This is a genomic window from Ruegeria sp. TM1040 (genome assembly GCF_000014065.1).
Lineage (GTDB): Bacteria > Pseudomonadota > Alphaproteobacteria > Rhodobacterales > Rhodobacteraceae > Epibacterium.
Genome location: NC_008044.1, coordinates 2711058 through 2723399, shown reverse-complemented (window position 1 = coordinate 2723399; position 12342 = coordinate 2711058). Strand labels below are relative to the sequence as shown.

Annotated in this window: 17 protein-coding genes; 7 read left to right on the top strand and 10 right to left on the bottom strand. The window is 61.5% G+C overall.

Translation table 11 applies throughout. The features are described 5' to 3' along the window. Positions 1–41: 41 nt before the first annotated feature. From cbiB to TM1040_RS17345, 3 genes are all read right to left on the bottom strand, one after another. On the bottom strand, positions 42–953 hold the full coding sequence (gene cbiB, locus TM1040_RS17355) for an adenosylcobinamide-phosphate synthase CbiB (RefSeq protein WP_011539900.1): 912 nt from the start codon (positions 951–953) through the stop codon (positions 42–44). Continuing rightward, on the bottom strand, positions 950–1945 hold the full coding sequence (gene cobD / locus TM1040_RS17350; protein ID WP_011539899.1) for a threonine-phosphate decarboxylase CobD: 996 nt from the start codon (positions 1943–1945) through the stop codon (positions 950–952). The genes cbiB and cobD overlap by 4 nt, the downstream gene beginning before the upstream one ends. A 93-nt stretch (positions 1946–2038) precedes the next feature. After that, positions 2039–3013 (bottom strand): glutathione S-transferase family protein, encoded by a 975-nt coding sequence (locus TM1040_RS17345; RefSeq protein ID WP_011539898.1) that lies wholly within the window; start codon positions 3011–3013, stop codon positions 2039–2041. A 240-nt stretch (positions 3014–3253) separates the two neighbouring features. On the opposite strand from TM1040_RS17345, the gene TM1040_RS17340 reads away from it, so the two are divergent. Further along, positions 3254–3622 (top strand): hypothetical protein, encoded by a 369-nt coding sequence (locus tag TM1040_RS17340; RefSeq protein WP_011539897.1) that lies wholly within the window; start codon positions 3254–3256, stop codon positions 3620–3622. Between the two features lie 112 nt (positions 3623–3734). Here TM1040_RS17340 and TM1040_RS17335 read toward each other — a convergent pair whose 3' ends face one another. After that, positions 3735–4907 (bottom strand): MalY/PatB family protein, encoded by a 1173-nt coding sequence (locus TM1040_RS17335; protein WP_011539896.1) that lies wholly within the window; start codon positions 4905–4907, stop codon positions 3735–3737. 158 nt (positions 4908–5065) lie between these two features. Between TM1040_RS17335 and def (TM1040_RS17330) the strand changes: the two genes are divergently transcribed. From def (TM1040_RS17330) to TM1040_RS17305, 6 genes are all read left to right on the top strand, one after another. Beyond that, positions 5066–5590, top strand: coding sequence for a peptide deformylase (gene def, locus TM1040_RS17330; protein ID WP_011539895.1), 525 nt, complete (start codon positions 5066–5068; stop codon positions 5588–5590). Continuing rightward, a complete protein-coding gene (gene def, locus TM1040_RS17325) occupies positions 5587–6096 on the top strand; it encodes a peptide deformylase (protein WP_011539894.1) in 510 nt (169 codons plus the stop codon). The genes def (TM1040_RS17330) and def (TM1040_RS17325) overlap by 4 nt, the downstream gene beginning before the upstream one ends. Further along, positions 6093–6590 (top strand): peptide deformylase, encoded by a 498-nt coding sequence (gene def / locus TM1040_RS17320; protein ID WP_011539893.1) that lies wholly within the window; start codon positions 6093–6095, stop codon positions 6588–6590. The genes def (TM1040_RS17325) and def (TM1040_RS17320) overlap by 4 nt, the downstream gene beginning before the upstream one ends. A gap of 156 nt (positions 6591–6746) precedes the next feature. Further along, entirely contained in the window at positions 6747–7673 is a 927-nt protein-coding gene (gene fmt, locus TM1040_RS17315) for a methionyl-tRNA formyltransferase (protein WP_011539892.1), read from the top strand. After that, positions 7670–7906: a hypothetical protein gene (locus TM1040_RS17310; RefSeq protein WP_011539891.1), complete on the top strand. Its 237-nt coding sequence runs from the start codon at positions 7670–7672 to the stop codon at positions 7904–7906. Before fmt ends, TM1040_RS17310 begins: the two co-directional genes overlap by 4 nt. A gap of 81 nt (positions 7907–7987) precedes the next feature. Beyond that, the gene (locus TM1040_RS17305) at positions 7988–8224 is read left to right on the top strand and encodes a GlsB/YeaQ/YmgE family stress response membrane protein (protein WP_011539890.1); all 237 of its coding nucleotides are present in this window, start codon (positions 7988–7990) and stop codon (positions 8222–8224) included. Positions 8225–8277: 53 nt separating this feature from the next. On the opposite strand, the gene TM1040_RS17300 is transcribed toward TM1040_RS17305, so the two are convergent. The 6 genes from TM1040_RS17300 to ispH form a co-directional block, all read right to left on the bottom strand. Continuing rightward, positions 8278–8901 carry a trimeric intracellular cation channel family protein gene (locus TM1040_RS17300; RefSeq protein ID WP_011539889.1) on the bottom strand — a complete coding sequence of 208 codons (624 nt, stop codon included), beginning with the start codon at positions 8899–8901 and terminating at the stop codon, positions 8278–8280. A 113-nt stretch (positions 8902–9014) separates the two neighbouring features. Further along, on the bottom strand, positions 9015–9488 hold the full coding sequence (gene rnhA / locus TM1040_RS17295; protein WP_011539888.1) for a ribonuclease HI: 474 nt from the start codon (positions 9486–9488) through the stop codon (positions 9015–9017). After that, on the bottom strand, positions 9481–10080 hold the full coding sequence (locus tag TM1040_RS17290; protein WP_011539887.1) for a class I SAM-dependent DNA methyltransferase: 600 nt from the start codon (positions 10078–10080) through the stop codon (positions 9481–9483). The genes rnhA and TM1040_RS17290 overlap by 8 nt, the downstream gene beginning before the upstream one ends. Next, positions 10077–10535, bottom strand: coding sequence for a DUF3429 domain-containing protein (locus TM1040_RS17285; RefSeq protein WP_011539886.1), 459 nt, complete (start codon positions 10533–10535; stop codon positions 10077–10079). Before TM1040_RS17285 ends, TM1040_RS17290 begins: the two co-directional genes overlap by 4 nt. Further along, complete coding sequence (locus TM1040_RS17280) at positions 10535–11152, bottom strand: LysE family translocator (RefSeq protein ID WP_011539885.1); 618 nt, start codon at positions 11150–11152, stop codon at positions 10535–10537. The genes TM1040_RS17285 and TM1040_RS17280 overlap by 1 nt, the downstream gene beginning before the upstream one ends. Before the next feature lie 165 nt (positions 11153–11317). Beyond that, the gene (gene ispH / locus TM1040_RS17275; RefSeq protein ID WP_011539884.1) at positions 11318–12268 is read right to left on the bottom strand and encodes a 4-hydroxy-3-methylbut-2-enyl diphosphate reductase; all 951 of its coding nucleotides are present in this window, start codon (positions 12266–12268) and stop codon (positions 11318–11320) included. Positions 12269–12342: the final 74 nt, after the last annotated feature.

Genomic DNA, 12342 nt, shown 5'->3' with positions numbered 1-12342 from the left:
GCCGAAGGTCCTTTGATCGGATGATGTCGCGGCTACGTTAGCTAGAAGAGCAGACCCAATGCAACCACCAGAACCAGCGCGAGACCCCAGGATTTCCAAAGCACCTCGCAACAGCGGGTGATGCTATGAGCGCTGGCGCTTTTTGATCCGCTCGCGTTTACCCAGGCAAAGGGACGCATTTCGCCATCATAAGAGCGCGGCCCGGCCAGAGCGACACCAAGTGCGCGCGCCATCGCTGCCTCGGGCCAGCCTGCATTGGGAGAGCGATGCTTGCGTGCATCCGCGCTGATCTCGCCCCAATCACCTGCGCGGCCGGTCACAAGCGCGATCAGGAGTGCGCTGAGGCGCGCCGGCAGGATGTTGAGCACATCGTCGAGCCGCGCCGCTGCCCAGCCGAAGTCCTCGTACGCCTCGGTCCGATAGCCAATCATGCTGTCGGCGGTGTTGATGAGCTTGTAGATCAGCAGCCCCGGCAGGCCCGCGACCAGAAACCAGAATGCAGGCGCGATAACCCCGTCGGAGAAATTCTCCGCACCGCTCTCGATGGCGGAGCGCGCGATCTGCGGGCCGGTCATGGTCGCGGTGTCGCGGCTGACGATCATCGCGACCGCAGAGCGCCCCGCGTCGAGGTCATTCTGAAGCCCGGTGGCGACTGCGCGCACATGGTCAATAAGAGACCGTTGAGCGATCAGGATGGCGGCGATCAGAACGCTTACGAGGCTGCCAAACCAGGACAGGATCCAGCCGAGGAGCAAACCGACGAATACCAGCACCGCGACCGCGATAACACCTTTGACCTGGCGCCCGTCACCTTCGTTCAGCCGATCATCCAGCGCTTGCACCAGCTTGCCCATCAGCACAGCGGGATGCGGCAGCCGCGACCAGAGCCATTTGGGCTCGCCAAATGCGGCGTCGAGGATCATGGCGGGGATCAACAGGGCGGCGGTGCTCATGTGAGGGCGGTCTCCAGTTGGCTCCAGCGGTCTGCGGGAGGCAGGCCAAGGCGCAGGAAACGGGTTGAATAGGGAAAGATGCGGCTCCAGATGTGCGCACGCGCGAGGCGCTCCTGCCAGGCGCGGGCATCTTCAACGTCATAAAGCCGGAAGAGATCGGTGCCGCCTACGGTCTGTGCGCCGGCGTGCTGCATCAGCTGGTCAAGGCGCGAGGCTCCATCCGCAAGCTCAAGGCGGCTGGCCTCGGCCCAGTTCTGATCGTTCAGAGCGTGCGTTCCCACGCGCAGCGCCGGGCCGGACACCGCCCACGGCCCCATGGCTGCGCGCAGTCCGGCGATGAGCTCCGGATCGCCGATGGCAAACCCGAGCCGCAGCCCCGCGAGCCCCCAGAACTTGCCAAAGCTCTTGAGGACCACGGTGCCCGGCTGTGCTGCGCGGTTGATCAGACTCCGCTCCGGGCAGATGTCACAGAAACTCTCGTCAATGATGCAGAAAGGTGCCTTGAGTTCCTCGGGCAGCCACAGGCGGCCGTCGGGATTGTTGGGGTGAACCACAACTTGCGCGTCCGTTGGACCCACCTCAAGCACCTGCCAGCCACAATTGTCAAATGCAGCGGCGTGTTCGTTGTAGGTGGGCGTCGTGATTTGCACGCTGCGTGCCGGGCGCAGGACAGGGAGCCGTGCAATCAGCGCCGAAGCGCCGGGGGCGGCAAGGATCTCTGCGCTGTCGGGTACCTGCCAGAACCGGCGCGCTGCATCCGTCAGAGCCTGCTGGGCATCTTGATCGGGCAGAGCGGTCCAGTCTTCGGCCAGCAATGGCGGCAGAGGGTAGGGTGCAGGGTTGATCCCTGTGGAGAGATCAATCCAGTCTTCGCGGCTGCCGCCATACTGTGCGATCGCGGCGGCGAGATTGCCGCCATGATCGCGGGGGGAACCGGAGACCGAGGCCTGCGCCGGGTCTTGCGTTGCCGCAAAGGAAGAGCGTTCTGCCATGGCGAGGCGGCCTTTGTCACGTCAGGGTCTTGGCACGATATGCCTTTGCACCCGTGATAAAGCAAGCGCAGCGCCACTTTCCAGCGTCGATGTTCAGCCGCGTCCGTGCGGGGCCTCCCAATCGAGCACCGGATTGATCGGCAGAATGCGGTTGGGGTTAATGGTGTCATGGCTGTAGTGATAATGGCGCACGATATGCGGCATCACCACGGTCTCTGCCACGCCGGGCATCTGATAGAGCTCGCGGGTGTAGGCCCAGAGGTTCGGATAGTCGATGATCCGGCGGCGATTGCATTTGAAATGCAGGTGATAAACCGGATCAAAGCGCACGAGCGTCGTGAACAGACGCCAGTCGGCCTCGGTCAGGTGCTCGCCCATCAGGTAGCGATGCTGGCTCAGGATGTCTTCGAGCCAGTCGAGGCTGTCAAAGAGTGGCACCACAGCGGCGTCATAGGCCTCTTGCGAGGTGGCAAAGCCGGATTTGTAGACGCCATTATTTACGGTGTCATAAATACGCTTGTTCACGGTCTCGATCGGCTCGCGCAGCTCTTCGGGCCAGAAATCGAGCGTATTGCCTGTGATCTCGTCAAAGGCGGAGTTGAACATGCGGATGATCTCGGCGCTCTCGTTCGAGACAATGGTGTTTTCCTGCTTGTCCCAGAGGACTGGCACCGTGACCCGACCCGAGTAGGACGGATCAGCCTTGGTGTAGATCTGGTGCATATAGTCAAAGCCAAAGAGCGCATCACCAGTGGCGCCGTCCGCGTCGGTTTTGAATTCCCAGCCTTTGTCGAGCATGTCCGGATGCACGACCGAGACGCTGATGTGGTCTTCCAGCCCTTTGAGCTTGCGAAAGATTAGTGTGCGATGCGCCCAGGGGCAGGCGTAGGACACATAGAGATGATAGCGGCCGTTTTCGGCTTTAAAGCCGGTCTGGCCATCAGGACCGGGGCTCCCGTCTGCGGTCAGCCAGTTGCGAAACTGTGCCTCGGAGCGTTTGAATGCGCCACCGTGTGACTTGGTGTCATACCAGACATCTTCCCATTTGCCGTCGACCAGCAGTCCCATCTTTCAGTCCTTCCATATTCGCCTGCCCATGAAATAGGCGCTGCGGCGCTTTCGGGCCACCTCCACTGCTGCGCAGTTTCCCTGCGCCGATGCACAGGTCCGCCGCAGGGCGCTATGGTCTGGACGCGGCGCGAACACCACAGTTGTGAATGTGAAAGGAAATGATCGGTCTCTTCACTTGATTTTAGTCAATTTGACGCCACCCTAGAAATCGGCCCGCGCATGTCGGAGGTAGAGACCATGACCACCTATGTTCCAAAATCTGTTCAAGAGGCGCTTGATAAGGCGCGTATTCAGGGCATGAAAAAGAAGAACCGACTGCGGGTTCATGTGGGTGAGGAAATCTATCCGGTGTTGCGCTTGTGGGACCGCGGGTTCGCCGTTGAAGAAGGCGCAATCCCTCAGCTGCGTGGTCTGGTCGACCTCTACGAAGGAACGCGGCACCTGTCGCAGTGCCTGATCGTTGCCGCAGACGCCGAAGCAGGCGAAATGCGCTATGAGTTCAAGCGCGCAACCGCTGCCGCTGACAGCGCGCCACTTGATTTTTATCGCGCTCCGGATGCGCCGATGGGTCTTTTGGGACACGAGCAGCATATCGGCGACAACTGAGGGCATCGTCGCATCAGCCGCGTCATTGGCCCTAAGCCGCACCCAGAATATCGCGACCCTCCCAAAGTTGCGCGCGACAGTTTTCCCGTCGCGCGCCTTCTTTATGTGCGTGTCACTGCAAGTCAGAGAACGCCTTTGCCAGCCGCTCGCAGGCTTCTTCGACCCGTGCACGCTGTGTGCCGAGGTTGAACCGCAAGAAGCTCTCACCGCCGGTGCCAAATGTGGTGCCGTGGTTGGCCGCGATCCGTGCACCCTGTTCAACGCGGCGGGTGAACTCCTCGCGCTCCATGCCTGTACCGGAGAAGTCGACCCACGCCAGATATGTGGATTGCAGCTCCATCGATTGTAGGCCTGGGATTGCATTCACTGCTTCGTCAAACAGGCGCTTGTTGGCCTCGATATAGGGCACCAGCTCTTCGACATAGGCCGCGCCATCCGGGGAGTAGGCGGCGATGGTTGCAAATTCCCCTGCCGTATTGCCCTGCAGATAGATGGCCATCATGCGGCGACGGAACTGCTCGCGCAGCGTCTCATCAGGGATGATGACCTGCCCCGTGTGCAGCCCGGCAAAGTTGAAGGTCTTGGAGGGGGCTGTCAGCATGATCAGGCGCTCGCTGATTTCGGGTGCGGCCACCGCCATGGGGAGATGCTTGCGCCCCCCAAAGACCAGGTCGTGGTGGATTTCGTCCGAAATCAGCATCAGGTCATGGCGCTTGCAGAAGGCGGCAACTTGCGTGAGCTCGTCTTGGGTCCAGACGCGGCCACCGGGGTTGTGCGGCGAACACAGGATGACCATCTTTTCCTTGCCGGTCATCTGCGCATCGTAGGCGTCGAAATCCATCTTGTAGGCGCCGTCTTCCTGCACCATCGGGCATTCGACCACCTCACGTCCCGCAAGACGGATCACCTTGGCAAAAGCGTGATAGACCGGGGTGAACAGCACGATGCCGTCCCCGGGCTGGGTGAAGGTGTCAAGGCACATGCCGACACCGTTCACGAGACCCGTGGTGGTAAAGATCGCATCTGCATCCACGCTCCATCCGTGGCGGCTTTCCATCCACCACTGAATCGCGCTCTTGTACTGCGCCTCGCAGTTCACATAACCATAGATGCCGTGATCGGCCATTTCGCGCATCTTGGCCGAGACAGCTTCCGGTACTGGAAAATCCGTATCTGCAACCCACATCGCCAACCCATCCTCGGGCGTGACGCCATAGAGAGGCTCCATCATGTCCCATTTGGCGCAATGGGTGCCGCGGCGGTCGATGATCTTGTCAAAATCCATAAATCTGTCTCCGTGGTGATTGCGCCAGAAGCTAGGGGATTGTGCGAGCGCTGCAAAGCCCCGCCAATGTGCTGGTACAAACACGCTCGGCCACTCCCGTAGGCTGCGCCGCGAAGAAGCGTTGCGGCCCTGCGGGGATTGGCCTAAAGCCTTTGCCCATGAAACGCTCGATCCTGATCCACCCCGACCCGCGTCTGAAGAAGATCGCCACCGATGTGCCGGACCTTTCCGACGACTTGCGCGCGCTTGCCGACGACATGCTGGAAACCATGTATGCCGCGCCCGGCATCGGTCTTGCTGCGCCGCAAATCGGCGTTCTGGATCGGCTGATCGTCATGGACTGCGTCAAGGAAGGCGAGGGTGACGCCCGCCCGCTGGTGATGTTCAATCCGCGGGTCATTGCGTCCTCGGATGAAACCAACGTCTACGAGGAAGGCTGCCTCTCCATCCCTGAGCAATATGCCGAAGTGACCCGCCCCAAAGTGGTGGATGTCGAATGGATGGATCGGGACGGCAACCTGCAGACCGAGACATTCGACGGCCTCTGGGCCACCTGCGTTCAGCATGAAATCGACCACCTCGACGGTAAACTTTTCATCGATTACCTGAAGCCGCTCAAGCGCCAGATGATCACCCGCAAGATGCAAAAGCTCAAACGCGAACGCGCGCGCGGCACCGCATGAGCCTGTTGCCTATCGTCCAATGGCCGGATCCGCGCCTGTCGACGGCCTGTGCTCCGGTGGGGGCTGCCGAAGACCTTGGCACGCTGATCGACGATGTGTTGGAGACCATGTATGCCGCACCCGGGCGCGGCCTTGCAGCGCCTCAGGTGGGGGTGCTGAAGCGGGTGTTCGTGATGGACGTCGATTGGAAAGAGGGCCCGCGCAACCCTGTGGTGATGATATACCCCGAAGTCCTGTGGCGCAGCGACGACACCACACTGGCCAAGGAGGCCTGCCTTTCAATCCCGGGACTTTCCACGCGGATCACCCGCCCCACAAAGATCCGCATACGCTGGCAGGACGCTGATCGTGCTGCGCAGGAACAAACCTTTGATGGCTTTGCTGCCCGCTGTATCCAGCATGAATATGACCACCTTGATGGACGCGTTACATTCGATCACTTTTCCTCCGAGGAACGCCGACTTCTTGAGGCGCAGTATCTCTCTCAAAACGAGGCGACCGCATGACGACCCGCACTTGCTTGCCCTGGCCCGATAAACGACTGCGCACCAAGGCTGCAGAGGTGACCGAGATCACCGATGAGATCCGTGCCATCTGGGTCGACATGATCGATACGATGGAAGCCATGCCCGGTGTTGGGCTCGCAGCGCCTCAGATCGGGGTGATGCTGCGCCTCGCCGTCGTGGACGGCTCCAGCGAGCGTGGACGGGCCGTGCGGCTGGCCAATCCGGAAATCCTGCACGCCTCGATCGAACTGCGTGAACACGAAGAGGCGAGCCCGAACCTTCCCGGCGTCTCGGCCAAGATCAAACGCCCCCGTGCGGTGACTGTGCGCTTCCTCAACGAGGATGGGGTCATCGATCGGCGCGATTTTGTTGGGATCGAGGCCACGTCGGTGCAGCACCAGATCGACCATCTGAACGGCAAGATGTATTTCGACCATCTGTCCAAGGTCAAACGCGACATGCTGGTCAAAAAGGCCCGTAAGCTCGCGCGCTGACGACTTCATCTTTTCTTAAATACCTCCGCCGGAAGCACCGCCTGACCCGTTGAGGGGCAGGCATATCATGTGGCGCGCAAGCGCGTCCGCTCTGGTCGTGGCGTCCATCCTGCGCTAAGTCTGCGCAGGAACGGATTGCGGCACAAGGACAGCGATATGCGGGTTATCTTTATGGGAACGCCGGAGTTTTCGGTGCCGGTACTGGATGCTCTTGTCGAGGCCGGGCACGAGATTGCGGCCGTCTACTGCCAACCTCCGCGCCCCGCAGGTCGCGGCAAAAAAGACCGTCCAACCCCGGTCCACGCCAGGGCCGAGGCTCTGGGGCTCGAGGTGCGCCATCCGGTCTCACTCAAGGGGAGCGAGGAACAACAAGCCTTTGCCGCGCTCAACGCCGATGTTGCCGTAGTGGTTGCCTATGGGCTGATCCTGCCGCAGGCGGTTCTGGACGCTCCGCGCGCGGGATGCCTCAACATCCATGCCAGCCTGCTGCCGCGCTGGCGCGGCGCTGCGCCGATCCATCGTGCGATCATGGCCGGGGACACCCACACCGGCATTTGCATCATGCAGATGGAAGCAGGGCTTGATACTGGCCCGGTGCTGCTGCGCAAGGAGACCGAGATCGGGGGCGAGGAAACCACAGCGGCGCTTCATGATCGTCTCTCGCTCATGGGCGCGCGGATGATTGTGGACGCATTGGCCACGCTACCGGATCTGAAGGCCGAGCCGCAGCCGGAGGCGGGCGTGACCTACGCCAGCAAAATCGACAAGGCCGAGGCCCAGATCGACTGGAGCGTCGCGGCAGAGGAGGTCGACCGCAAGATTCGCGGCCTGTCCCCGTTTCCGGGCGCGTGGTTTGAGGTCGACGGCCAGCGCCTGAAGGTGCTCGCCTCGCGTCTTGCCGAGGGCACGGGCGCAGTGGGCACAGTGCTTGATGACAAGCTGACCGTGGCATGTGGCAGCGGCGCAGTGGAGCTCTTGCGGCTGCAACGCGCTGGCAAAGCTGCGCAGGACCGCGAGGTCTTCCTGCGCGGCTTCACGCTCGCCAAGGGCACAAATCTGCTGACCGCGCAGGACGCCGAATGATGCTGGCTCTGTTTGGCACGGTGGTGATCGCCGGGATCATCGGCTACGCTGCAGAGCGGAGCGGTTTCACGCAAAATGGTGTGATCCAATCGATCATCATCTGCGTTGGCGGTGCGTTCCTGTTTTTCTTTTTGCGCCTGATGTTCGGCATCGGTTTCAACGCCCCGGGGTGGAACGCGGTGGTCTCCTCTATCGGCGCACTCATCATTGTGCCGTTCCACTGGCGGCGATAGCCTATGGCCGCAAAGGGTTGCGACACGCGCAGCTGCACAGGCCAAAACCAAAGGCTCTCTTGGGGCAGAAAGTGAGACAGGATGTCGGTTGTCTTTTTGATCATCGTGGGCGCAGCCGCAGGTTTCATTGCCACGCGTCTCATGCGGATTGAGGCAGATCTCATTACGACGATTGTTATTGGCATCGCTGGCGCGCTGATCGGCGGGCTGGTTCTTCGTACACTCCTTGCTGTGATGGGGCTCTTTGCGGGGCTTGTTGGGGCCATCTTGGGGGCGGTCGCCTTGATTTTCTTGTGGCAAAAACTTCAGAACCGATAGCCACAGGCGGCCTGCGATCAGGCAAAAGTTCCCTTGAATGGTGCGCGGAGATTCTACTGGCGCGGCGGGCGCGGCTTGTAGACCGGGAGGTGCCAGCCAAAGGCCAGTGACCCCGCGCGGGTTACCCATGTGGTGCCGGCGCAGGCGAGCAGGGCGGTTCCTGACGGCAGACCCAGCCAGACCAGGATTGCGGCGGTGCTTGCGCCCGCCATGGCGCAGGAAATATAGAGCTCGCCCTGTTTCAGGACCAAAGGCACCTCGTTGCACACTACGTCCCGCATCAAGCCGCCGAGACTGCCCGTTGCCATGCCCATCAAGACGATGATGACCGGGCCATACCCTAGCTCCAGCGCCGCACCGGTTCCGGCAGGGACAGCGATGGCCAGCGCAAAGGTATCGAGCCAGATCACCCAGCGCAGGCGGCTCTCGACAAGATGCGCAGTGAAGAACACCAGGACGGCAACACCGGATGCTAGCAGGATAGGCATGGGATCGCCCACCCAAAAGATCGGGTGGCGGTCCAAAAGCAGATCGCGCACGGTGCCACCCCCCACTGCCGTAAGGCAGGCGATAAAGGCAAAGCCAACAATATCAAGCTGAGCGCGGCTTGCGACCATAGCGCCAGAGGCAGCAAACACGATGACCGAGGCGTAATCGAGAAGGGTCAGAATGGTCATGCGCTGGTCTCGTCGCTTAGAGTTGCCCCGATCCTAGCTGGGTGGCGGCGTATAACCAAGGGCGCCGGACACGCACGGCGCACAGCGCAGGTATGTCTGCGCGGGGCTCGATCTCAGCCTTTGGAAGATTTTCCAGAGGATTTGAACGGCGCCATTCCTGCGCGTGCCAGCTCGTCCGCGCGCTCGTTTTCCGGATGGCCCGCATGGCCCTTGACCCACTCCCAGGTGACGTCATGGCGAGATTGTGCGGCGTCCAGACGTTGCCAAAGCTCTACGTTCTTGACGGGCTTTTTCGCCGATGTCTTCCAGCCGTTCTTTTTCCAGCCAAAGATCCAGCCTGTGACGCCGTTCTTCACATAGGCGGAGTCCGTCACCACGGTGATCTTTGAGGGGCGTGCAAGGCTCTCGAGCGCATGAATCGCGGCCAGAAGCTCCATCCGGTTGTTGGTCGTCTCTTTTTCGCCGCCCTTGAGTTCGCGCTCCTTCAGGACGGTCTCCCCGTCCATGGCACGCAAGAGGGCGCCCCAGCCACCGGGGCCGGGATTACCGGAGCAGGCTCCGTCGGTATAGGCAAACAAATCAGGCATGGGCGGTCAGTACGACAAAGGTCTCGCGGGCGCCAGCCAATCCTTTGCTATTGGCACAGCGGGCGCCAAGAACCTCAAAGCCTGCCTCGGCGAGCAGGGCGCGCAGCGCGTCTTCGCTGTAGTAGGTGTAAAACCGCCCCAATGTGTCGCGTCTCTCACCAGTGCCAAGTTTCATCCCAAGCGCCAGCATGCCGCCCGGTTTGAGCGCACGATGCAGCCGCAAGAGATGCCCGGGGAAATCCGTACGCGGGGCGTGGAGCAGGCTGAAGAAGGCCCAGATCCCGTCATAGTGGGCGGTTGTATCAATGTCCTCGAACGTGGCGACAGTCACGTCGATGCCATAGGTGTCCTTTGCATATCTGGCCATTTCGGGCGAGGCATCCATGGCCGTGACGTGGAGGCCTTCATCGCGAAACCGCGCCGCCCAATGCCCGGGCCCACATCCAAGGTCTAGCACCGTGCCACCATCGGGCAGACCGGCCACAAAGGTCGCATAATCGCGATCGTGAACGGTGTCCTTGGTGCGGGCAAATCCCTTGGCGTAGTCTTCTGCGGCCTTTGCATAGACCGCCATGGTTTGCTTGTCGCTCATAGGAAGACGCCGATGCTGAGGCTCAGGACCACAATAGCGGTGAGCAGCACGCGCAGTCGAACCCACCACGCGGGCGTCAGGCGCCACAGGCTGAACATCATGTCCAAGAGCAACAGGCCGAGGAAGCCCCAGATCAGGTTGAGTCCCGCGCTGACGGGGCCGCCGCCGGTCATAAAGAAGGCCCAGAGCGCCGGGATCACCGAAAGCGCGTAGCAGGCCGCCGATTGCAGGCGGCCAGAGGCACGCGTGGCATACCCCCAGAGCACACCGGACATGAAGCTTAGGATCACCGAGCCGTAAAACAGCTGCACATAGGGACCGACAAAGCGTGGGCCAAGCGCGCTGATCCCCCACGACTGCAATGCAGGCACCAGCAGCGTCAGGGCGCCCCACACAAAAGGAATGAGGCCAGCGAGGCCAAGCGCGAGCGGCGCTGCGGGAATGCCGCGAAACATCAGCTGCGCTCCATTGCCAAGCGCAGCGCGAGAGCTGCAAAGATGGCGGCAAAGCTGCGATTGAGCCATGTCACTACGCGCTCGGAGCCAAGAATGAGGCTGCGGGCCTGCGCGGCAAAAAGACCGTAGAGCGCAAAGACGGCAAAGGTCATCGCCATGAAGATCCCACCAAGTGCGACCATTTCCTGCGTGGCGGTGGCTGTATTGCCGGAGAGGAACGGCGGCAGCAGTGCCAGAAAGAAGATCGAGAGCTTGGGATTCAGAATGTTGATCAGGGCGCCACGTTTGGCGATCGTAATCCCCGGCTGTGAGGCAGGCTGTGCCGCAGAGACCGAGAGCGCGCCATCGGATTTCAGCATCTGCCAAGCGAGGTAGAGCAAGTAGAGAACACCTGCGATCTTGATGCCTTGGAACAGCACGGCCGAGGAATGCAGCACCGCCGCAAGCCCCAGTGTGGCGGCCATCAGATGCGGCAGGATACCGAAAGTACAGCCTACTGCGGCCCAGAGGGCGGCCCGGCGTCCGCGCCCCAGACCCAAAGCCAGAGTGTAGATCACACCGGTACCCGGCGCGAGGACCACGACAAATGCGGTCAGGAGAAATTGCAGGGAAATCAAAGCAGCTGTTCCTCTGAAAACGACGTGTGACGCCCTAGGTGCGTGTCTTTCAAGGTAGCCACGCGTGGTGAAGTTGCAAGCACCCTTCGCGCCCCGAGAGTGGCGCATTGCCAGTCTGGTCTCATGGGGGTCTGAGGTAGGTCTTGCTTGGAGCTTGAGGTGGCCTCAGGCCGTGCGCAGGACACGCGGCACTTTGAACTCCACCCGCTCCACGGCGGTCTCAACCAGCTCCACCGTCACCTCATAGCGGTCGCGAAAGGCGTCGATCACCTCGTTCACCAATAGCTCGGGCGCAGAGGCGCCCGCAGTGATGGCGATGCTCTGGATGCCCTCCAGCGCGCGCCAGTCGATGTTTTCGGCCCGCTGTACCAGCTGCGCATAGCTGCAGCCATTCTTGGCCCCGACCTCGACCAGTCGGCGCGAGTTCGACGAGTTCGGCGCACCGACCACCAAGAGTGCGTCTGCTTTGGGGGCCACTTCTTTCACGGCTTCTTGCCGATTGGTGGTGGCGTAGCAGATGTCTTCCTTGTGGGGGCCGACGATGGCCGGGAAACGCGCTTGCAGCGCCGCCACGATGTCTTTGGTGTCATCCACCGAGAGGGTGGTCTGAGTGACAAAGGCGAGCCGCTCCGGGTCGCGGACCTCCACCTGGGCCACATCCTCGACGGTTTCGACCAGCAAGACCTCTCCTTCGGGCAGTTGACCCATGGTGCCAACCGTCTCCGGGTGCCCTTTGTGACCGATCATGATCATTTGAAGCCCGGCTTCGGCGTGGCGCTGGGCCTCGATATGAACCTTTGAGACAAGCGGGCAGGTGGCGTCGACATAGACCATCTGGCGCGCCTCGGCGGCGGCCGGCACGGATTTCGGCACGCCATGGGCAGAGAAAATCACCGGCCGGTCGTCCGGGCATTCCTCCAGTTCCTCGACAAAGACCGCGCCCTTGTCCCGCAGCCCGTCGACCACAAACTTGTTGTGAACGATCTCATGGCGCACATAGACCGGAGCGCCCCATTTCTCGAGCGCCATCTCCACGATCTTGATGGCCCGGTCGACACCTGCGCAAAAGCCACGCGGAGCTGCAAGATAGAGGGTGAGGGGTGGTTTGGCGGCCATGGGCGCGGGTCTCCGCAAATCAGATGTGAGCGTCTTGGATCAGAGGTAAGCCTTGCACCGTTCAAGGTCCAGTG